Annotated in this window: 20 protein-coding genes; 8 read left to right on the top strand and 12 right to left on the bottom strand. The window is 40.0% G+C overall.

The window, feature by feature from the left end; genetic code table 11:
• Window position 1 precedes the first annotated feature (1 nt).
• The 10 genes from pilV (NQU59_RS05145) to ispH all read right to left on the bottom strand — a co-directional run bounded on the left by pilV (NQU59_RS05145) (window position 2) and on the right by ispH (window position 10,936).
• The gene (pilV, locus tag NQU59_RS05145; RefSeq protein WP_005238423.1) at window positions 2–490 is read right to left on the bottom strand and encodes a type IV pilus modification protein PilV; all 489 of its coding nucleotides are present in this window, start codon (window positions 488–490) and stop codon (window positions 2–4) included.
• Window positions 487–1,074 carry a GspH/FimT family pseudopilin gene (locus NQU59_RS05140; RefSeq protein ID WP_257065260.1) on the bottom strand — a complete coding sequence of 196 codons (588 nt, stop codon included), beginning with the start codon at window positions 1,072–1,074 and terminating at the stop codon, window positions 487–489. The genes pilV (NQU59_RS05145) and NQU59_RS05140 overlap by 4 nt, the downstream gene beginning before the upstream one ends.
• A gap of 362 nt (window positions 1,075–1,436) precedes the next feature.
• The gene (locus NQU59_RS05135) at window positions 1,437–1,901 is read right to left on the bottom strand and encodes a type IV pilin protein (RefSeq protein WP_043972846.1); all 465 of its coding nucleotides are present in this window, start codon (window positions 1,899–1,901) and stop codon (window positions 1,437–1,439) included.
• A complete protein-coding gene (locus tag NQU59_RS05130; protein WP_043972843.1) occupies window positions 1,901–2,425 on the bottom strand; it encodes a type IV pilin protein in 525 nt (174 codons plus the stop codon). The genes NQU59_RS05135 and NQU59_RS05130 overlap by 1 nt, the downstream gene beginning before the upstream one ends.
• A gap of 10 nt (window positions 2,426–2,435) precedes the next feature.
• Entirely contained in the window at window positions 2,436–6,791 is a 4,356-nt protein-coding gene (locus tag NQU59_RS05125; protein WP_257065259.1) for a PilC/PilY family type IV pilus protein, read from the bottom strand.
• A 10-nt stretch (window positions 6,792–6,801) separates the two neighbouring features.
• A complete protein-coding gene (locus tag NQU59_RS05120) occupies window positions 6,802–7,611 on the bottom strand; it encodes a PilX N-terminal domain-containing pilus assembly protein (protein WP_043972838.1) in 810 nt (269 codons plus the stop codon).
• The gene (locus tag NQU59_RS05115; RefSeq protein WP_043972835.1) at window positions 7,608–8,777 is read right to left on the bottom strand and encodes a PilW family protein; all 1,170 of its coding nucleotides are present in this window, start codon (window positions 8,775–8,777) and stop codon (window positions 7,608–7,610) included. Before NQU59_RS05115 ends, NQU59_RS05120 begins: the two co-directional genes overlap by 4 nt.
• 1 nt (window position 8,778) lies before the next feature.
• Complete coding sequence (gene pilV, locus NQU59_RS05110; RefSeq protein ID WP_257065258.1) at window positions 8,779–9,342, bottom strand: type IV pilus modification protein PilV; 564 nt, start codon at window positions 9,340–9,342, stop codon at window positions 8,779–8,781.
• The gene (locus NQU59_RS05105) at window positions 9,339–9,845 is read right to left on the bottom strand and encodes a pilus assembly FimT family protein (protein WP_043972830.1); all 507 of its coding nucleotides are present in this window, start codon (window positions 9,843–9,845) and stop codon (window positions 9,339–9,341) included. The genes pilV (NQU59_RS05110) and NQU59_RS05105 overlap by 4 nt, the downstream gene beginning before the upstream one ends.
• A gap of 140 nt (window positions 9,846–9,985) precedes the next feature.
• Window positions 9,986–10,936, bottom strand: coding sequence for a 4-hydroxy-3-methylbut-2-enyl diphosphate reductase (gene ispH, locus NQU59_RS05100; RefSeq protein WP_005238404.1), 951 nt, complete (start codon window positions 10,934–10,936; stop codon window positions 9,986–9,988).
• Window positions 10,937–11,039: 103 nt separating this feature from the next.
• Between ispH and gmk the strand changes: the two genes are divergently transcribed.
• The 6 genes from gmk to bfr all read left to right on the top strand — a co-directional run bounded on the left by gmk (window position 11,040) and on the right by bfr (window position 16,084).
• Window positions 11,040–11,663 (top strand): guanylate kinase, encoded by a 624-nt coding sequence (gene gmk / locus NQU59_RS05095; protein ID WP_005238402.1) that lies wholly within the window; start codon window positions 11,040–11,042, stop codon window positions 11,661–11,663.
• A 70-nt stretch (window positions 11,664–11,733) separates the two neighbouring features.
• Window positions 11,734–12,012 (top strand): DNA-directed RNA polymerase subunit omega, encoded by a 279-nt coding sequence (rpoZ, locus tag NQU59_RS05090; protein WP_004657467.1) that lies wholly within the window; start codon window positions 11,734–11,736, stop codon window positions 12,010–12,012.
• Window positions 12,013–12,341: 329 nt separating this feature from the next.
• On the top strand, window positions 12,342–14,465 hold the full coding sequence (locus NQU59_RS05085; protein WP_005238399.1) for a RelA/SpoT family protein: 2,124 nt from the start codon (window positions 12,342–12,344) through the stop codon (window positions 14,463–14,465).
• A gap of 157 nt (window positions 14,466–14,622) precedes the next feature.
• A complete protein-coding gene (locus tag NQU59_RS05080) occupies window positions 14,623–15,003 on the top strand; it encodes a RidA family protein (protein WP_257065257.1) in 381 nt (126 codons plus the stop codon).
• A gap of 177 nt (window positions 15,004–15,180) precedes the next feature.
• Window positions 15,181–15,375, top strand: a complete 195-nt coding sequence (locus NQU59_RS05075) for a bacterioferritin-associated ferredoxin (protein WP_004657461.1) — start codon at window positions 15,181–15,183, stop codon at window positions 15,373–15,375.
• Between the two features lie 244 nt (window positions 15,376–15,619).
• Window positions 15,620–16,084, top strand: coding sequence for a heteropolymeric bacterioferritin subunit Bfr (gene bfr / locus NQU59_RS05070; protein WP_005238394.1), 465 nt, complete (start codon window positions 15,620–15,622; stop codon window positions 16,082–16,084).
• 61 nt (window positions 16,085–16,145) lie between these two features.
• Here bfr and NQU59_RS05065 read toward each other — a convergent pair whose 3' ends face one another.
• On the bottom strand, window positions 16,146–17,786 hold the full coding sequence (locus tag NQU59_RS05065) for a PglL family O-oligosaccharyltransferase (protein WP_257065256.1): 1,641 nt from the start codon (window positions 17,784–17,786) through the stop codon (window positions 16,146–16,148).
• Window positions 17,787–18,053: 267 nt separating this feature from the next.
• Here NQU59_RS05065 and tviB point away from each other — a divergent pair, with 267 nt between their 5' ends.
• Window positions 18,054–19,328 (top strand): Vi polysaccharide biosynthesis UDP-N-acetylglucosamine C-6 dehydrogenase TviB, encoded by a 1,275-nt coding sequence (gene tviB / locus NQU59_RS05060; protein ID WP_373463003.1) that lies wholly within the window; start codon window positions 18,054–18,056, stop codon window positions 19,326–19,328.
• A 1-nt stretch (window position 19,329) separates the two neighbouring features.
• Here tviB and NQU59_RS05055 read toward each other — a convergent pair whose 3' ends face one another.
• The gene (locus tag NQU59_RS05055; protein ID WP_043972822.1) at window positions 19,330–19,785 is read right to left on the bottom strand and encodes a pilin; all 456 of its coding nucleotides are present in this window, start codon (window positions 19,783–19,785) and stop codon (window positions 19,330–19,332) included.
• Between the two features lie 217 nt (window positions 19,786–20,002).
• On the opposite strand from NQU59_RS05055, the gene NQU59_RS05050 reads away from it, so the two are divergent.
• The gene (locus tag NQU59_RS05050) at window positions 20,003–20,479 is read left to right on the top strand and encodes a glycosyltransferase (RefSeq protein ID WP_257065255.1); all 477 of its coding nucleotides are present in this window, start codon (window positions 20,003–20,005) and stop codon (window positions 20,477–20,479) included.
• The last annotated feature ends 122 nt before the right edge of the window (window positions 20,480–20,601 follow it).

The raw sequence follows: 20,601 nt of genomic DNA, 5'->3' as shown, positions 1-20,601 counted from the left end.
TTCAGTATGCCTCCAAAAACAAACAGTGCGATCCTGAAACATAACTACCATCTTTGATACATGCGGCGATACCTTGGTCACCTGCTAAATTGGTTCCATCCCAAGCCACATAAATACATTGCCGGTTATTGCCTGCCGGACATTGGTCGACCGCCAGATTCATCCCGTTGTTTTGGGCCTCAAGCGCAGCCTTCTGTAAGTCTTGTAATGCAACCTTTTCAGGTTTATCCGCGATGGTCGGGACTTCTGCTTTAGGAGTCTCCACCGCTTGCACTCTATATTTCCCTGCACGTGTTGCTTGTGGATTAGCTCGCATCCGTTCTGCCAAATCACGCGCAATGGTAAGTGCCAGCACCTGTTTATTGGCTTCGAAACTGGAATCAATCGCTTTTATTTGCAAAGCAGCAAAGCCCAGCACACTAATTGCCAAAAGAACAAGGGCTACCAAAACCTCTACTAGCCCGACACCTTTTTGTTTTTGAATATTCACGTGCAAGCTCCTTCTTTGATTGTGGTATCTCCAATCACCCCTACCCGAATACAATAAGAAAGATTTTGGTGCTGTAAAATAAAGTCCTTTTGCGCTGCAAGACTGCCATTTTTTCTAAAGCTGAGATTGGTTGATGAAAGACTTGCACTGCTTACGCCATTGTCTAAACGGACGACAAAAATACGTTGTGCCTCTGTCTTCGGAATGGCAATTGCAGTCGCACAATCATCTTCAGACAAAGAAGACAGGCAGAGCCCTGTAGTTTGACGGAGTAAAACGGCTTGACTCCGTGCTTCCGAAACTTTCATGATCAGTTCACGTGCACAAGATTCTAATTTTTGGCGGCTATACATCGTTGCAAATGACGGCGCCGCCATTACAGCAATAATGGCTAAAACAGCGATCATGACAATCAATTCAACCAAGGTAAATCCTGAGCGAAGATGCACTAAGCTCTGCTTTGTCTGAGTGCAAGACGGAGAGCTACGCTCGAAGTTGAACGGATGATGTTGGGCAACACTCGGCCCTATCGCAAGACCAGAAACTGCAGAGCGAGGCTGTAAGTCAGAATATGCTTGTTGCATACAGTCCTCCATATGCACAAATCTTTTTGTTTTAACGAGCATCTCAATTAATTTTTATTCAATTCACCTTACAAATTATTTCATCTTGACTTTATAAGTGAAAAAATTTTAAGGCTGTAAAATCAAATTGTTATATGAATGAAATGAACGTTATTTTTCGTGATTGTTTTCATGTTTCATATCAATTTCTATCGAAAATGCACTTAAATCCACCCTTAAGAGATAAAAGGTAGATAACAGCAGATAAATGTTAAATAGATCACATTCATTAATTATTGTTATTAAAAATGTTAAATAATACACATAAAAAAGCAAACCAGATGTAGGTTTGCTTTTGTAAAACATTTAAATGCTGTGAAACGTTAACGACCGTCCCACGTAGAAATATTTGATAACCTTGCAACACATGTTGCAGCATCAGTTGAAGCTTTGTTCCAGTCCTTTTGGCCTTGATCATTAAGGCAAATCACACCATTTCCAGCTTGTGGAGAACCTGTTTTAGGCGTTGCTGTGAGTACCCATGCCGAAGCTGTAAGCGTGCTAAACGAAAGATCGTATAATGGTGTTCCTTGCTTAGGACTAACCGATGAACCATAAATAGCGGTTATCGTATTTTTTGATGTATCTGCATTAAGATAACTATTATATGCCAACTTCCTTGCTTGCAAGATCTGAGCAATATTAATCATCTCTGTTTGTACATCAGCACGTTTAACTCTTTGCCCATATCGTGCATATGAAGGATAAGCAATAGCCGCGATAATACCAATAATTGCTACAACAATCATCAATTCAATTAACGTGAAACCTTGTGCAATTTTATTCATTACCAACTTTCCCCACCTGTTCCACATGTGGCATACGTAATATTTGCAATCGTTTTATTCTGACAACGTAACCCAGTACTCGTCATTAAAAATGAAAAGTTTTGTACATCTGCACTAATCGCCCGAATCGCCCAACTTTGGCCCGTAGCATCAGATGCAGACAGAAGTGGGTTTCCAGTCATTCCATCAACAATGGTTAATGTATACCTAACCGATGCACCTGTCGCATTTAAAGGGACTGTCAAAGTTTGGGTACTTCCATCAAACGGTGTTGTTCCAGTTGAATTATACAAATACTGCGCACTAAAACCTTTATAACTAAAATTTCTCGATTTATGCCGCTCAAGTTGTTCCGCCAACTTTTGCATTTCTTGTTGAGCTGCAGCAGCATTTGCACGACGTCCATAATTTTGATAACTCGGTAGCGCAATTGCCGTAAAAATAGCAACAATAATCAATACTAGCATAAGCTCAATCAAGGTAAATCCTTGATTGAGCTTAAATTGGAATTGGTAGTTTCGCATAGCTTATCTCTTATTGACGGTAACGCTCATACCAACGTGTTTGTATTAAGCGGCTAGTACATTGCCATTCACCTGTACCTTGTGTATTACCAGCCATTGTAAGTTTTCCACAGCTTCCATTACTCGTATCAGGTTTTGGTACAAACGTAATTCCTCGAATACCACCACCAATCACATTATCATTACACTCAGTTACCCCTGCAGGACAACCTGTTGTTTTTGTCTGAAAACCACTCTTGGCTTCTAGTGCAGTATTTAAAGTACCGTCTGTTTTTATACACGCTCCAAACGGTAAACAATATCTTTGCCAATCAGTCTCGCCAATCACACGTGGTTTACAGGGATCCTGCTGAGCAATACCCGTACCCTGTGGATCGTATACAGGAACCAATAAATTATTTGTAATCGCAACTGGCTCTTCTTCAAAGGCTTTTAATCCCCCTCTTATTCTAAAAGAGCCATCGGCTTTCTCTACACTGTCAATTGCTGTTGTTGTACTACTTTTACTTGACAGTGAACGATACCATCCGAATTTACCAGTTCCCGATGTGGGAAAGAAAAATGCAGCAACTGTTTCACCTGTAGCTAGAATCTGAGGATTTTTCTTCAAATCAATACGTGTTTTATTCTGAGTAACTAAAGTTGGTGTCCCAGTAATAAGATCTGCTTTAATAAAGTCATGATCCAAAATACCATAAACATTATTGACGGGTTGGCCTGATAATGCATTTGCTGGGCTCATCCCTTCTCTTCCTTGAATTGGATAAACATCCAACGGTGTACTGCGATCGCCAGAAGCAATCCCAACTACAATAAATGTATTTGCTCCTTGGTCATGAATCGTTACAGTCGGCTGAACATAAAAACGAGGTGCTTTGGCACCAGTATAATCATTACTAGCATCATTGGTCGTATCATTGGTTGCTAAATTAGCTAAGCGAACTACTCTTTTTCCAAAATTTGAGGTACTAGTACCCGCAATATTATTAAAGTCAGCACGGAAAACCTGCCCCCCTAAATCCCCAAAATACAAATGATCAACTAGTCCATCAGCATCACGATCCAGAGTACTAATTCGACTTACGATACTATGCTTCATATATCGCTGGTCATCGGTTGCATCAGCACTGTAAGTAGCTGACCAGATTAATGCGCCCGTTTTCGCATTAATCATATAAACAGCATTCCCTTTGGCCTTAGTCCGAGTTGAACAAGTGCTATCATCTCCAGTGGAAGCTAAACTGAAAGTTGGATTTTCATAACATTCATCATACCCACCACCAACAATCATCACTCGGGTAATTACATTATTGTAACGAACATTTGCTAATACAGGTTTAGACCAAGTTTGCCCTAAACGCTCAAAACCGGAGGTTGAATTATCAATTCTAAACAGTAATTTTGGATTTGTAGGCGTCAAAAGGTTTAAAGCATAATAGCTACTCCCACCCATTCGCATTCCACCATAAACATTCATTTGTCGCGCAGTTACACTTGAGGTTGTCGACGAGCCAGAAGTAGTCGAGGTGATGTTATACGTCGGATCTGCCACCCATGACCCATCCATACCATGTGTTGGTCCGTTTAAGTCGGTCTGACCTACAACTAACGCCTTGGATTTTGTACTGTCATTTAAAATTGCAGCAGGAACAAAGACCATTTGCTCTTCGCCGCTTGAAGCATCAACAAGACGTAAGCCCCCTTCCATCGAACCATATAAAATAGATTGACTACGCGCATTGGTTAAATTACCTTGACTATCTAAAGTACCAGAGTAGGTTAACTGGACTGGTATTGAGTGAATACTACCACCCATAGATAAATATGGTGCATCTGGTGCAGCGAGCGAAGTTGGCAAAGTGTCTGCTGTAATATCTGTGCTATAGCCTAGATAGTTTAATAATTTAAGTTTAATCGCCACAGGAAAATCTTTAAGGATATCTTGTCCTGTAGACGGATTAAATTTACTTAACACATGGGTACCTACAGCCGTAACATTCGCAAAAGGCGACGTTGCTGATTCAGGAATTTTTAATAATGCTGTACCTGTTGTGCTTCCAGTTGCTGCCGTTAATTTAGCTGTAGTAGTATCTACAGCAGAAACATCCGTAAATAAGTTGCGTAATTTCTGAGAAGCGCTATACGCATATCTTGAAATAATACCTCCTGAACTTACTTCCGTCTGCCCGTTATAAGGTAAAGGCGTTTTAGAATAGGCCCCACCTAAGAAAACTTTACCACCATCGGTATAACTTGAACTATTCCAATAATCCTTTGTTCCAGTATTAAACGCCCCTGCTGCATCGTAAACCAAACCACCAGAATTACCTCTAAATGCACCGATATTCGTACCCGTAAGCGTGGCACTATAACGCTTAAGGTTTCCGCGCCAAGTCAGATAGCTATGCGCAGGGTCTGGTTCTAATGCACGTAAATAGCCATACTGCGATAGATTATTTGGATTTAGTGCATCATAAGGTACCGAGATTTGTCCAGTAGTTAAGGGGTCTAAAGGGACATTACCCAAGTTATTAATAAAGGCAATGACACTTTGTGTAACACCATTAGCGTCAATCGTTGGGAAGAAACCACCATTTCCATAACCTGGTGCAGCGATTGCATTAGTCGTTTGGTTCGGAGAACAAGCATCATCGCCACTCCGATCACCTTGAGTTCGAGAACTCATTTTACAAGCATTTATGGCATCATTTGTACTTAATGCATTCAACGCCGCACCAAAACCAACAAAAGCGGTTTGAATAGAGACATTCGCTGGATTTGTTGCATTACTCGCGTTACTTTGAATCGTTCCCCCATTATATAAAGCTCGGGCAAAATTACTCATATAAGCCCAATCTGAAGCTCCACCACTTAAACCACCACTATTACTAAAAGAGTTTCGTCCTAAGGCAGCTGCCAAAACTCCCGAATCAGGATTGGATGAAGGTGCTCCATCAGATAAAATATAAACCCCTTGGCCATCACAGCTTTGGCGATTTTCTACAGCAGGTAAAGGCGAAATATATGCGGTTTCATCAGCATTTTTGGAAGCACGAATAGATTTATCAAAACCACTGTATGCATTTGCTCCAGCTTGCTGCACAACTCGATAATAGACTGTATGCACCGGATTCGTGACAACGTCAACGCTACCATCCAAAGCTAAATCGTCTGGTGCTGTTGAGCCTAAATTTTGCCAGTAGCTAGAATTTGTACCTGTACGGCCATTACATTGTTGATATTGATTAGTAAAATCCGTAGTTGCCCAACTAGTACATTGATAATATTGATCTGTGCTGACAGGTCGAGTTATGGTCGTAGGGGTGACTGTGCCCCCACTATAGCCACTATTACTTTGATAACACGTATTATTTGCAGGATTTAAATAAGGGTAAGAACTTGATGTACAGCTATAAGTTGGATTATTCGTTGCATTAATACTTTTAGTACTGGTACTACTTCTATAACATTTACTGCCATTAAGATAAGGGTAAGAAGGGTCTGTACAACTATAATTATTTGTTACTGTCGCAGCCAGTGTACGACCAGAAAAACCTTGATATTGATAACATCTATTATCCATTGGATTTAAATTAGGATAAGCAGTATTTTGGCACTCATAATGATCAAACACTTGAGAAATCGTGGTTACTTTTTTATAAATATCCTTATTAATATCTACAAATGTTCGAGTACTTGTCCCCAATAAATAAGCAGCAGCTTCAGCAAAAGCATTGGATGTCGGAGTTCCCCCACTTGCCTCTAATCTCGCTACTGCTGTTTTTAAAGCTACTCTCTGAGATGAACCAACCGCTCCTAAATCTGCTGCGGTCACCAAAATTTCACCACTATTATTATCACCCGTCGTTGTACCAACATTATATCCAGAAAAATGCCCCAAACCGACACTGACACTATTAAGAACTGGATTAGTACTATTTAAAAAAGTAAACATACCATCTTTTAAACGTGTTAAGCGATCATAACAACGATAACTATTATCCGATTGCTTTTCACACCCTGTATCAGTATTTGTAACCCTAGCATTTGTAGTGTTTGAAGCTACAACACAATAATTACGGGAATAAGATGGTGTTGTAGAACTTGTTGTTGAGGTGACTGAACAGGTACGGCTTGTTAAACCATAATCATCATATAAACTATAGCCAGAACCTAAATTTGGCCCCATCGACCCAGAAGTATCCAGCATCATTACAATGGTTTTTTTCCCAGCGGTAGGGACAGCATAAATCTGCAAATCACTTGCTTCAACCACGGATGCCATCATTAACCAAGACATCGTTAAAGAGCTTGAACAAATAACATACCACAGTTTATTTCTTTGAAATTTTTCTAGTTTAGTCATGATATCCCCCTTAATTTCCTGGAGCAGTGACTTCAGTTAATTGGTTCACGTAGTTAAATTCTTGTACTTGGGTAGTAAATGGAACACCTTTATCAGTAAGACATTTTGCCAAGGTATATTCACTACCTGTACCTAAAGTCGCGTTAAGATCGTCACTAATTTTGGCATTGCTCGAGCTTAAACAATCTCTTTGTACAGAGGAGATATCACTGGTATATGCAGGTAACATCGCCGTTGTGGTTACACGAATTCGTTGGGCAGAAGTCATGCTTTTAGGTAACTGTGTCCCCTCAGAAACATTAATTCCTCGAGGTAAATTTGCGCCTGGCTTATTATTCAGTGCCTCAGTTGGAATGCTTACTGCAACTTGAGTGACAACAGCAGGACGATTACTGCCAAAATCTGAGGTTAAATTACAAAAACCAGCCACCCCTCCCGCTTCAACTGTTGCAATATTTCCTGAATCAGCTTTACGCATCAGACTCGAATTAATGGTCTGAGCAAAACTATTTGTCGTGGGTTTATAACAGAAAATATATTCCCCACCTGGGTTACTTTCATTTTCTTTTAGTGCAGCTCCAATCACATTACCAACGCTGGTTACCGTTGTTGGATCAAAATTATTGAACCATGCCAACGGAGCATCGGAGGATTGAAAATTTAATTGACCGACTTGACTATTTGTTGCTACTCCCAATGAAACAATAGCAACTCGAACAGCAAGTATTCCAACCACAATAATGATTAGTAATATGATCATGACTACAATTAAGGTCGCACCACGCTGATGTTTTAAATATGTGCGTTTTGGATGGTTCATAGTGAATCTCCCATTGCATTACGTAGTGCAACAGTGGTGCTATATACCCGACGTTGATAACGTGTCGTTGTATCTGATGGCGTAGCTGTTTGATCCAACATTAAGAGCGGCTGAGTTGGGTCAATGGCCTGATTTTGTGCATTATTTGCGGAACGTACTAATACTGAAATCTGCGTTGATAAAATTCGTGAGCTCACTGTTACTTTTATATTGGTTTCTACTTTACTTCCAGTACCTGTCGTGTTATCTGTCGCTGTAGTTTGAGCTAATGTACGATACTGTGGAATCGTATAGTAACCAAATTGATTTGAGACTGTTTTTGTCGTTGTAGAAGTTGCTGGCGTCACTGTTCTATTGGTAACGGTAGTTGTAGTTTCGGTTGTTACCATTGCCCCAAGTAAAACATGAAAATGATCAACACGAGGAATAATAATTTGTCCTGCATCACCTAAACCTGTAATTGGTAAAGGAGAAATTGTCTCTGTTGTTGCGTTCACAGTTGTTCGCGCTGTGGCAGCAGCCTTAACATCAGCAGTTGTTGCTGATGGGGTATTTGCATCACAAGCTAAAGCATAGTCTGTAGAAGCCCCATTATTATCTGGACGTACAAAATAACGTTGAACAACCAAATCTCCAGGCAAGACAGTCGCACCTTCACAGTTGGTCATCTGCGTTGGTGCAAAAAATTGAATCGTCAATTGATCACTTACAGGATTTGCAATCACAGCACCTGCTGAGTCTTTTAAAGTTACTCGAGTTAGTCCTTTCCAATAGTTTGATGTAGTTGAAACAGTATCATCCTGCCCACGGCTTAATAAAGCAGAATCAATGTAAGCCGAACTACTCACTTTCGGTACAAAGTTAACATTGGTTGAACTTGTTGCGGTTAACCCCGTTAAAACAATTCCACCATAAGGTGTTTTATCATCCAGTTTTAGATTAGCTAAATTGTCTTGATTCGCAAATCGAATGTCTCGAACAATATAATCTAAACCAAAAATGCCACTGTCCTGAATTTCAGCATTAGCTTGCTGCAAACGGCTTGAAAGAATTCCTCCCGTAAACAATTGCACTGCAGCTGCAACAACTATTAGGCCAAGAACCAGTGCAACCATTAACTCAATTAAAGTAAAACCTGACTGTGACTTCGCATTATTTTTTTTCATTCTAATAAACCTCCATCATTAAACAGGAGGCACCTGCAACATAAATACCATTACTTCCCATACAACTAGAGACATCTGCAGAACTGGTCGTTACACCTGAAGCCGTATCTTCTTGAACTGTAGGCGATGTTTTACCCCAAAATGCATATAAACACTGGCGACGTATCGTCATTGTAGAAGTTACCCCTGGGCAATTATCCATGGTCAATTGCATTCCTAGTTTATTAGCGTTAAGCGCTGCCTGATACGCATCAAACTGAGCGACCTGACTGGCTGTACATCCAGAATTAAAACAACTTGTAGGTGCTGTTGTCACCGATGTAAGACCAGTGTAACTACGAACAAATGCAGGGTAACTCCCCATTTGACTCTTATTAATGCGCATATTTTCGGCAAGGCCTCGCATAATCACTATTGCTTGGGACTTCTGCATTGCCTCAGCAGAAGCATCATATGCTCTTAACTGTAAAGCGACATAGCCCAACACCCCGATGGCTAACAATAATAATGCGACAAGCACTTCTATTAAGCCCACGCCTGCTTGTTTTTTAGGTCTAATAATCATGTGCAAGCACTCACTGCGATATCAGGCTTAATAATGTATGCCCCCAATCGGGTGATCACGACTGTTTTTTGCAGCAATAATTTAGAATTACATAAGGTAATTGTGGTATCACCTGTAATATTGGCGACCAGACCATTGCTATCAAACCTAAAGGCAGAAGTTGTTGTAGTTGTTGTAGACGGTAGAGTAGTAATGACACTAATTGAAGTTGGGGTCGGAGAAATCGTCACTGTTGTATTACTATTTACTACGGCCCAACTGAGGGTTCTTGAGTTATTCGTACTACTAGACGAAGCCACTAAATAAGCATCAACATTGGCTCGATTTAAAATTGCTTGGCTTTTTGCTTGAGATAAAGTACTCAATAAATCTCTTGTATTACGTTCATAGCGCCTTTTTTCCATCAAACTCGACATGGATGGCACTGCCATCGTCGCAATTACGCCTAGCACAGCTATAGCCACCATCAGCTCAATTAAGGTGAACCCCCGAGTTTTCCCCATTTCCCCAGCACCCAATTTTTAAAATTTACTACTCTATATTAAATTTTATTTTTACAGAACCAATACAAAGCAGATAAGCACCAAAAAAAAACGGATGGAGTGTCATCCATCCGTTTCCAGTTCACATTTTTCTAATAAAATTAGGCTTGTATCACCTGGATACGCAACTCTTTTGGTAGACTAAAAGTAATATTTTCTTCTCGTCCTTGCAGTTCTTTGGGTGGAGTTGCCCCCCAGTCTTGCAAGCGCTGAATCACCTGTTTAATCAAAATTTCAGGTGCAGAAGCACCAGCGGTCACACCAATTTTAGTGTCAGCTTTAAACCAGTCTTTTTCAAGCTGATCCGCATTGTCGACCAGATAGGCAGATTTCCCCATACGTTCAGCCAATTCTCGTAAACGATTGGAGTTCGACGAATTTGGTGAGCCTACAACCAAGACCACATCGCACTGCTCGGCCAGATCACGCACCGCATCTTGACGGTTTTGAGTGGCGTAGCAGATATCATCTTTACGCGGGCCTTGAATGAGAGGGAATTTCGTACGTAATGCATCAATCACCTTGGCCGTATCATCAATCGAAAGCGTAGTCTGGGTAACAAACGCGACTTTTTCAGGATGTTTAACCATGAGCGCTTCGACATCTTGCTCATCTTCAACCAGATAAATCTCACCACCTCGAGACTTATCATATTGCCCCATAGTGCCTTCAACTTCTGGATGGCCTTCATGCCCGATCAAAATTGCTTCTGTTCCTTCACGCGCGTATTTAGTCACTTCGATATGTACTTTGGTGACGAGAGGACAAGTTGCATCAAAGACTTTTAAACCCCGACGATCGGCTTCTTGCTGTACCGCTTTAGATACGCCATGCGCACTAAAAATCACAATTGAATCATCAGGCACCTGATCCAGCTCATCAACAAAAACAGCACCACGCTGACGTAAATCATCGACCACAAACTTGTTATGTACCACTTCATGGCGTACATAAATTGGTGGATTAAAACATTCCAGTGCCCGATTGACGATTGCTATAGCACGGTCAACACCAGCACAAAAGCCTCGTGGATTGGCCAACACGATTTCCATAACATCCTCTCTCATCATCTGAATTTTTACACCAAACTATTTCGTTTAATGGCACGCTACACTACAATAGCCAAGATATTTTATCATATTCAGGAAAAATATCATGTCGGGTCTCTTGTTTGTCGTTTCTGCAGCTTCAGGAACAGGCAAAACATCTTTGGTCAAAGCCCTACTCGATCGAGTCAGCAACCTGCACGTTTCTGTCTCACATACTACACGTGGTCAACGTCCTGGTGAACTCGATGGCGTTCACTATCATTTTACCAGCAAAGAAAGCTTTTTAGCACAAGTTAATGAAGGTGGCTTTATCGAATACGCAGAAGTATTTGGCAATTACTATGGCACCTCCCAAGCCAAAGTGAAAGAGCAATTGCAACAAGGTCATGATGTTTTGCTTGAAATCGATTGGCAAGGTGCAGAACAAGTTCGTCGACTCTTTCCTGAATCTAAACAAATCTTTATTCTGCCACCAACACAATATGATTTAAGACAGCGTCTCTCGAACCGTGGTACAGACTCAGTCGACGTAATTGAGCATCGTCTCAGTTGTGCGGTTGAAGATATGCGTCATTTTGCCAGTTTTGACTATGTCATTATCAATGATGATTTCAATAAAGCCGTCCATGATCTGGAAGCTATTATTAGTGCAAACCGTTTAGTAACCTCACAACAAAGTGCACGTCATCAACAATTAATCGAAAACTTGATTACCCTTAATCGCGAATGACTTGAGTCTGGCAGAAAAGCCTTTTATACTACTCAGTCTTTCCAAATGTAATGTTCAAACGAGACAACTTATGGCACGTGTAACCGTTGAAGATTGTTTAGACCATGTAGATAACCGCTTCGAGTTGGTACTGGTAGCGAGTAAACGTGCACGTCAATTGGCACGTCAAGGCATGGAACCTACTGTAGAATGGGACAATGACAAACCAACAGTGGTTGCATTACGCGAAATTGCAGTCGGTCATGTCACCAAAGAAATTTTAAAACAACGCGATCAAGACTACCAGACATCAAACCTTGATATGGTACTGTCTACAAATTCATTAAACTTAGAAGGTTTCACTTTCTAAACCGAATTTGTTGTGCGAAAAGCCCATTGTGAATACTCTGGGCTTTTTTCTTTCTTGCAAAATTTGATACATATTGATAAAAGCAATATCCGTCATTGAAAAAATTTACGAGTTTTTCTAATGAACAAATTGACAAGTTTCACAATTTGCTTTTCATTAGAAGAAAGGCGTAATGTTTGCGAATACTTGCATCAAACGTACGTTTTCAATGGTATCCAATATGGTTGAGCACATGAAGACCGCACTAAGTCAAAAATTCATCCATGTAATACATCATTAAATTATCAACAGACAGATCATTACTGAATTCAAGTTATTAAAGGTGTTATATGCCAGGCGAAGAAGTCAGCCAAGCGAAGCAGCAGCTCAAAGCAATTATTGAAGCCTATCTCAAAGATAGTGATGTTCAACGTGTGCTTGCTGCCTGCGATTTTGCTGATTTAGCGCATAGCGGTATTACCCGTAAAAGTGGTGAGCCCTATGTACTGCACCCAATAGCAGTAAGTTGCATTTTGGCACATATGCGTCTTGATGCAGAAACCTTAATGGCAGCACTTTTACATGATGTAATTGAAGATACTGAATTTACCAAAGATGAAATTGGGCAGAAATATGGAGTCGTCGTCGCAGAACTGGTCGATGGCGTCACCAAACTCAGCCATTCCAGCGATAAAGAATATAACAAAGCCGCATCATTCCGAAAAATTCTACAGGCGACTTTACAAGATCCTCGTGTCATTATTATTAAACTGGCTGACCGCTATCACAACATGACCACCTTGGGTGCACTGCGTCCGGATAAGCGTGCGCGTATCGCACAAGAGACCCTCGATATTTTTGTACCCATGTCACGTCTGGTGGGTATGAATGAGATGGCGGATAACCTTGAACATCTCTGCTATCAAAATCTTGATTTAGACATGTTTAATGATGTGCAAACGGCCTTACTGGAAACCAAACCAAAACGTTGTGAGTACCAAGCCGTTTGGGAACAAAAGCTTTCTGAACTGTTAAAAGCCTATGACCTCAAGGGTCGAATTAAAAAGAAAAACAACAATATCGAATTACTGCGTCATTTTATTAAAAATGAAATTGATTTGAATGAACTCAGCCACAGCCATGCCTTTGAAATTATTTTACAAAGTATTGCTGACTGCGACCGTCTAGTTGATGCGCTGAAAGATAATTTTCAGGTATTACAATACCGAGATCATATTCGCCGTCCTTTACCAGGCGGCAACCAATCGCTCATGATCCAGCTCAAAGGCGAAAAAACCACACTTTCATTGACCATTCAGACTGAACTGATGCGTAAAGCAGCTCGTTTTGGTGTGGTGCTGGGTGAAAATGCACCACAAGCCTGTCGTTCAGCGATTCAGGCTTCTATGCAAAACTTGAATACCCTGATTGACAGCGGCTGTGCGAAAACCACCTTTAGTGATTTACTCGACTATTTGCACCAAGAAAAAATCTGGGTCTACACCCCACATGGACAATTACATGAATTACCACAAGGTGCCACTGTGGTTGATTTCGCCTATTCAGCCAGTTTGTTCTTAGGCAACCACGCTGTAGGTGCCAAAGTCGATGGCGAAATTCGTCCATTGTCCACCCCGTTACACAGTGGGCAAGTGGTTGAGATTATTACGGATGTATTAGCAACTCCAAATCCAGACTGGCTCAGTTTCATCAATACCCAAAAAGCGCGTCGCGCATTACAGAATATTCTGAGAGAACAAGATATTGACGAACAACGCCTAGTCGGACAACAAGCCTTAAATCGTGCCTTAAAACTGTTCCAGCGTTCAATTAACGATCTCTCTCCAACCGACTGGATCAATGTACTTGAATGGCGACACTTAGGTAGTAAAGACACGCTATTTGAACAGATTGCGGTGGGTGATCTATTACCACAATTGGTCGCAAATCATCTGTTTGCGCAAGACTATCATTCACAGTATCAAGATGCATCTGACCGCTTGATCGTCGGCACAGAAGGCGTCGATGTCAAATATGCGCATTGCTGTAACCCAGTATTAGGTGATCCAATTCAAGGACATTTATCTCGACGCGGTCTTATTGTACACCGTTCCCGTTGTCGGAACTTATTACACGAACAGCATTTGCATCCAGAAAATATCATGCCGCTACACTGGCAATCTGAAGAAATCGACGATGTTCGCTTCAGTGCTTATCTTTGTATTCATATGGCCATGAATGATGAACAAATTTCCGATCTGATTTATCAATGCCGTAAAGCCAAAACGGGCGTAGAAATGGTTCATTCACAAGACCAGAAAACTTATGTCAATATCGTGGTCAGCAACCGGAATCAAATTGCTCAGATTATTCGCGATCTCCGTATGCACTTTGGCTTTCCACGTATTGAACGCTTAAATATGCCAATTGTTCAGCCTGAAGTCACAAAAGCAACCAGTGTTCCTTCAGCTTAAAAAATATATTGCCCTAAAGTAGGCACATGCTGCAAAGATAAAAATCTGGATAATCAGTTGGTTCAAGGCGACTATTCAGTACTCTGCCCTTTCGTCAATCTGGTTTTGTGTTAAAGTCGCATGGTTTAAGATAGAAAAAACGACATAGGAGAGCTTAATGTCACGTCAAGTTATTCATACTGAACACGCCCCTGCTGCGATCGGAACATATTCTCAAGCAATCCTAGTTGGCAACACACTCTACCTTTCTGGTCAAATTGGTTTAGATCCGTACAGTATGGAACTTGTGGAAGGCATTGAAGCCCAGATTCGTCGCGTATTTGATAACTTAAAAGCGGTCTGTACTGCTGCAGGCGGTAGTCTGGCGGATATCGCGAAATTGAATATTTTTCTGACTGATCTCTCTCACTTCCAATTGGTGAATCAGATTATGGGCGAATACTTTGCTCAGCCTTACCCAGCTCGTGCAGCCCTAGGTGTTGCAAGCCTGCCAAAAGATGCATTAGTCGAAATGGATGGAATCGTAATCATTCCATAATTTTTAAAATTTAGATTTATCAAAAGATATAAATCATTAAAAATATCGCCGATCAGGCGGTATTTTTTATTCAAATTCCCAATAAGAATATACTCATTGTTAGAATGAAATTCATTGACAAACGATAATAATTATCAATAATATCAATTATCGCATTTATATTTGTGGCTTACTCCCATGTATGTTTGTTTATGTCGTGGAATTACGGATCAGGATATTAAAGACGCTGTTGCAAACGGCGCTGAAAGCTATCGTGAAATCCGTGAGCTTCTCGATTTAGGCACATGTTGTGGTCGTTGTGCACCTGAAGCGCGTGCCATTATCAGTGACGAACTTGCAGAAATCGCCGCGCGTATTTCTATAGCTGCTTGATCTAGCTTCAAAACTATTCATCAGATTCAACTCGTGCTTTACGACTCCGCCGCTTCTTGCTGAACTTTAAATAGTACTCATATAAGCGGTTTTTTTATAAAAATCATAATCCTATCAGGATGTTTTTGATTGTGATTTTCATTTGCCGTTCTATAAATTACTCGCCAGAACATTTTTTGTTGATTAAGATAAGATAAATTGCCTTAGCCACTAGGGCATCACTTGGTGTTTTGGAGTAAACGCAATGAAAGGCAATCGTGAAGTTATCAATCAGCTGAATCAGGTGCTTTACCACCATTTAACAGCAATTAATCAATATTTTTTACACTCTCGCATGTTTAATGACTGGGGCATTGAACAACTTGGTTCTGCCGAGTACAAAGAATCTATTCGCCAGATGAAACATGCAGATAAAGTCATCGAACGCATCTTATTTTTAGAAGGCTTACCCAACCTACAACATTTAGGCAAGCTCTATATTGGTCAGCATACGGAAGAAGTCCTGAACTGCGATATTCGCAAGGTTAAAGAGAATATCGCAGCACTCAAGCAAGCGGTTGAGCTTGCCGAGTCAGAACAAGACTATGTGACCCGAGATTTAGTCCAAGAAATTCTAGAGAAAGAAGAAGAATATTGGGACTGGCTAGATACGCAACTTGATTTGGTTGAAAATGTCGGTATTGAAAACTATATTCAAAGCCAAATTTAAGAAATTCACACAACGCTTGAGTTTCATCCAAAAATAAAGCCCTGATTAGGGCTTTATTTTTTTACATTGCTCGCTTATTCATTTCTACAACTTCAGGCAGGCTCAGCTGTTGCCCATACAACTGCTGTAAAATAAATAGCTGCTGTTCCGCTTGTTCAAGCTTTTGATTATAAGCAAGTAACTGTGCATACTTCTTCAAGTTATACGGCGTTGCTTTATTCTTAACCAGCTTTCCAAATTGCTCTAAATCAGCTTCAGCCATGATTGTTTGTGGTTTTAAACGAATCCAGTCCATACGTTGCTGAAATTGAGTCAATAACAGAATTTTCGAGCTGCCCAATATTTCAACTGTCGGTTGCTGCTTTTTAAAGATTAAACGGCTATTTTCTTGAAAAAGCTTATAATCACGCCAAATTAACAATATGACCACAATCGCGATCAGCCAAATACAGCGAATCACATTCTTATATAAATAAATCCCTTTTAACTCAGGGGTTTGTGCTTGAATCAGGCCAAGAAGAAAACCCATTGGAAGCAAGAAATAAGCATAACGCTGTGGAAACTCTAATAAGGCATGAATCAGAATCGCTGAGACCATCAAAATCCCAATAATCGAGGTTGTATCTTTAGCATTTTTATCCAGCCAAAAAAACCACAACACCATATACACAATTATATACAGACCAAGGGGTAATCCATTCCAGACCAAAATATCCAGCAATACATTATGGGCACTCACAACCCACTCATGGTTTGGATACAAATGAAAAACAGTTATTTGCGCAACACTGATCTGGTTCCATCCATAGCCAAACCAAGGCTGTTCCTTCAATGCCAATAACATTTGCGTCCATATCTCAAAACGTAAATATCCTGAGCTGGCACGCTCAGCCACACTACTGGTTTGGACCACTGCTGAGTTTGAGAAAGTATCGATGAGATGAGTAAGCAATGGCAGTCCCCATACTGCAATCACAAAAAAGCCAATACTCCAGACCCAAAGCTGGGCAAAGTTAAAACGTGGTTGCTGCTTGTACTGCTTATACATCCAATAAAACAGAATGAATAAACATACCACCCATGATGTTCGGGATTGAGTTAAGGCAACTGTAAATAAAATAATCACGCTTGGAGGAACCAAGCACCATGATGGCAGTGCTCTTTTCTCATAAAGATATAAGGCACCCATCAGCCCCATAATTAGAAAGGTGGCTAAATGATTAGGCTGCCCAAAATTAGCATAAGGTCGATCGCCTTTGAGCTGCATGACACCATTGATCACGCCACCTAGACCACACCATTGCGCAATCGCGATTCCACTACAGACTATCGCAATACCAAACAGAAGTTTAGAGATCTCTTCCATCAAGGCGTCACGCTTCTTGGTCTGCACAGAAAGGTTGAAGCCAAGTACAATCATCAACCAAAAGGCAAAGACATAGAGTGAGCTTAACAACGCCGTACTAAAGTCATATACCAGTCCAAAACCCCACTGAACCAAAGGCACCAGAATAATCGGAGCAATCAACAGTTGTGCTCGAGGTACAAGCATTTTTTTATTGAGGAACACCGCCAGTAGCGTCAGTCCGGCACCAAAACTCGCCAATTCACCCGAGAAGGTGACCCATGGATAAGTATGAAATGGGGAGAGCCAGGCAAAACCAATGAGAACACTGGCAAAGAAAAAGCATATAAATTGCATAAGGTATTTTATAAAAGACACTAGACACTATGATACAACAAAGCACTTTAGACAGCTTAAACAAGTCAAATAAACTACATATCAAAATCGTTTTTGATGATTCTAACCATATTTTTGTTTAAGGAAATTAAAGATATTTATAAGTTTTTAGTATTTTTATTCAGACATACATATTAGAATACACATTATTATCAATACTTTACCAAGATGAAAAACGAGTCTAAAAACAAAAATATGTCACATCTTTACGCTATGATTAACAACAAGATCACAACTAAGCAATTGACGATTGCTGTGGTTGGCTTGGGTTATGTCGGTTTACCCTTAGCCTTAGCCTTTAGCAAGCAATTTAAGGTCATTGGCTATGACACCAATCTCAAAAGAGTCAATGAGCTCTCACATCAACAAGACTCTACATTAGAAATTAGTCAAACTGAACTTGGTAATTTAGCCAACCTGCAAATCAGTTCAAATTCCGACCACCTTGCAGAAGGTGATTGTTATATCGTCACGGTACCGACACCGATCGATCATTTTAAACAACCCGACTTAAATCCATTAATTCAGGCATCAACCACAATTGCAAGACATTTAAAAGATGGCGATATTGTTATTTATGAATCTACAGTTTACCCTGGGGCAACCGAAGAAGTTTGTGTACCAATATTAGAAAAACATTCACAACTTAAATTGAATCAAGACTTCTTTATAGGCTATAGTCCTGAACGTATCAATCCTGGTGATAAAACTAAAAGCGTTACAACCATTCAAAAAATTACTTCAGGTTCAACACCAGAAATCGCTGACTTAATTGATCAAATTTATTTAAGTATTATTACCGCAGGTACACACAAAGCCTCTTCAATCAAAGTGGCCGAAGCAGCAAAAGTAATCGAAAACACACAACGTGATGTCAATATCGCCCTCATCAATGAGCTTGCCCTCATATTTAATAAGCTCGGCATCGATACTGAAGAAGTATTGAAAGCTGCAGCAACTAAATGGAACTTTTTACCTTTTCGTCCTGGACTTGTTGGTGGGCATTGTATCAGTGTAGATCCATATTATCTTACCCATAAGGCCCAATCTATTGGCCTACACCCAGAGATTATTTTAGCTGCACGTCGGTTAAATGACAGGATGGGTGAATATGTTGCGACACAACTCATAAAAGAAATGGTTAAACAAAAGATCCAAGTTGTCGGAGCAAATATTCTGGTGATGGGACTGTCATTTAAAGAGAACTGCCCAGATATTCGCAATACCAAAATCATTGATCTGATTCAATCACTCAAAGAGTACGATTTGAACCTTGATGTCTATGATCCTTGGGTTGATCCATCAGAAGTCATTAAAGAATATGGCTTGGAACCTGTTCAAGTGCTTCAACCAGCTCATTACGATGCGATTGTACTGGCTATTGGGCATCAACAATTCAAGAATATGGATTATAAAGAAATTCAGGCTTTGGGTAAGGAGAATTTTATTCTTTATGATTTAAAGTCTATTCTTCCCCCTCATCAGTCCAATCTCAGATTATGATTTAAATGCCTCTACATACCGAAGGCAAAAACTTTTGAGAAATTTGCGAGGATGCGCATTCCCAACGTGCTGAACCATTACCAGCATAATTCATCATCGCAAAAACAAGCGTCTTTCCAGCCACCCCAGTATTCATGTTGGTAGTACTAAACGTAAATTCAAAAGCACATAACGCTCCTGTATATGTGGTATTAATCCCAACACTTTGTACATATTTAGTATTCATTGTTCCTGATGCATTCAGCCCTAAATCTGTTGGTGAAGTCGGGCAACTCCCACTTTCACCATATTTTGCCAATAATTCAGCTTTAATTGAGCTTGCCATATTAAGTGCTTCGGCAACCTGTGCCCGCGTGGTGTAGTTCTGATAGGCTGGAATAGCAATACTTGCTAAAATACCAATAATTGCTACTACAATCATAAGTTCAATGAGTGTAAATCCTTTCGCACCAATCATGACATTGCTCCCCAAAAATGCATTATATGACCTTAGTATCAAAAAACATGCCAAAAATAAAATTAATAATTTCAAATATATATACAAAATTAAAAGAATAAGTGAATGACGCATTTTGTCACATGATGACTTATAAGATAATTTTATTTAATAAAAAATTTAACGAAAGAACCTCAAATCATATACACTTTAAAAGAGCTTATAATCTCTTAAAATCATGTCTAAGAAAAAAATATTGATCGTGACCCGCAATCTTCCTCCATTAATTGGAGGAATGGAACGCTTAAATTGGCATATCGCAGATGAACTATCTAAGGATCATGATGTTCTGCTTATTAGCCATACCAAAGCAAGAACAATCGCGCCATCAAAAGCCAAATTTTATGGTGTCACATTAGATCCTCTTCCTATTTTTCTTATATTGGCTTTTATCAAAACCTTTTGGATATGCTTAACCCAACGCCCAGATATTTTATTTGCAGGGAGCGGTTTAACAGCTCCCATTACAGTTTTTTGGGCAAAGCTTTTCAGAAAAAAAAGCTTAGTTTATATACATGGCTTAGATATCGGAACTAATAATATCGTCTATAATTTAGTTTGGATTCCAATAATTAGAATGGCTGATAAAATTATTGCAAATAGTACTTCTACATTTGATATTTGCGTTCAAAAGGAGTCTATCAGAATAAAATAGAAATTATTCATCCAGGAGTCAGTTTCCCGGCTCCTGAAAAAAATCAATATCTCATAAGTAGTTTAAAAACACAGTTCAAACTAGAAAATAAAAAAGTTCTCATTTCCGTTGGACGTTTAACA

The sequence above is a fragment of the Acinetobacter colistiniresistens genome (assembly GCF_024582815.1).
Lineage (GTDB): Bacteria > Pseudomonadota > Gammaproteobacteria > Pseudomonadales > Moraxellaceae > Acinetobacter.
Note: the sequence above shows the minus strand (reverse complement) of the source record. Positions and strands in the feature narration are given on the sequence as shown.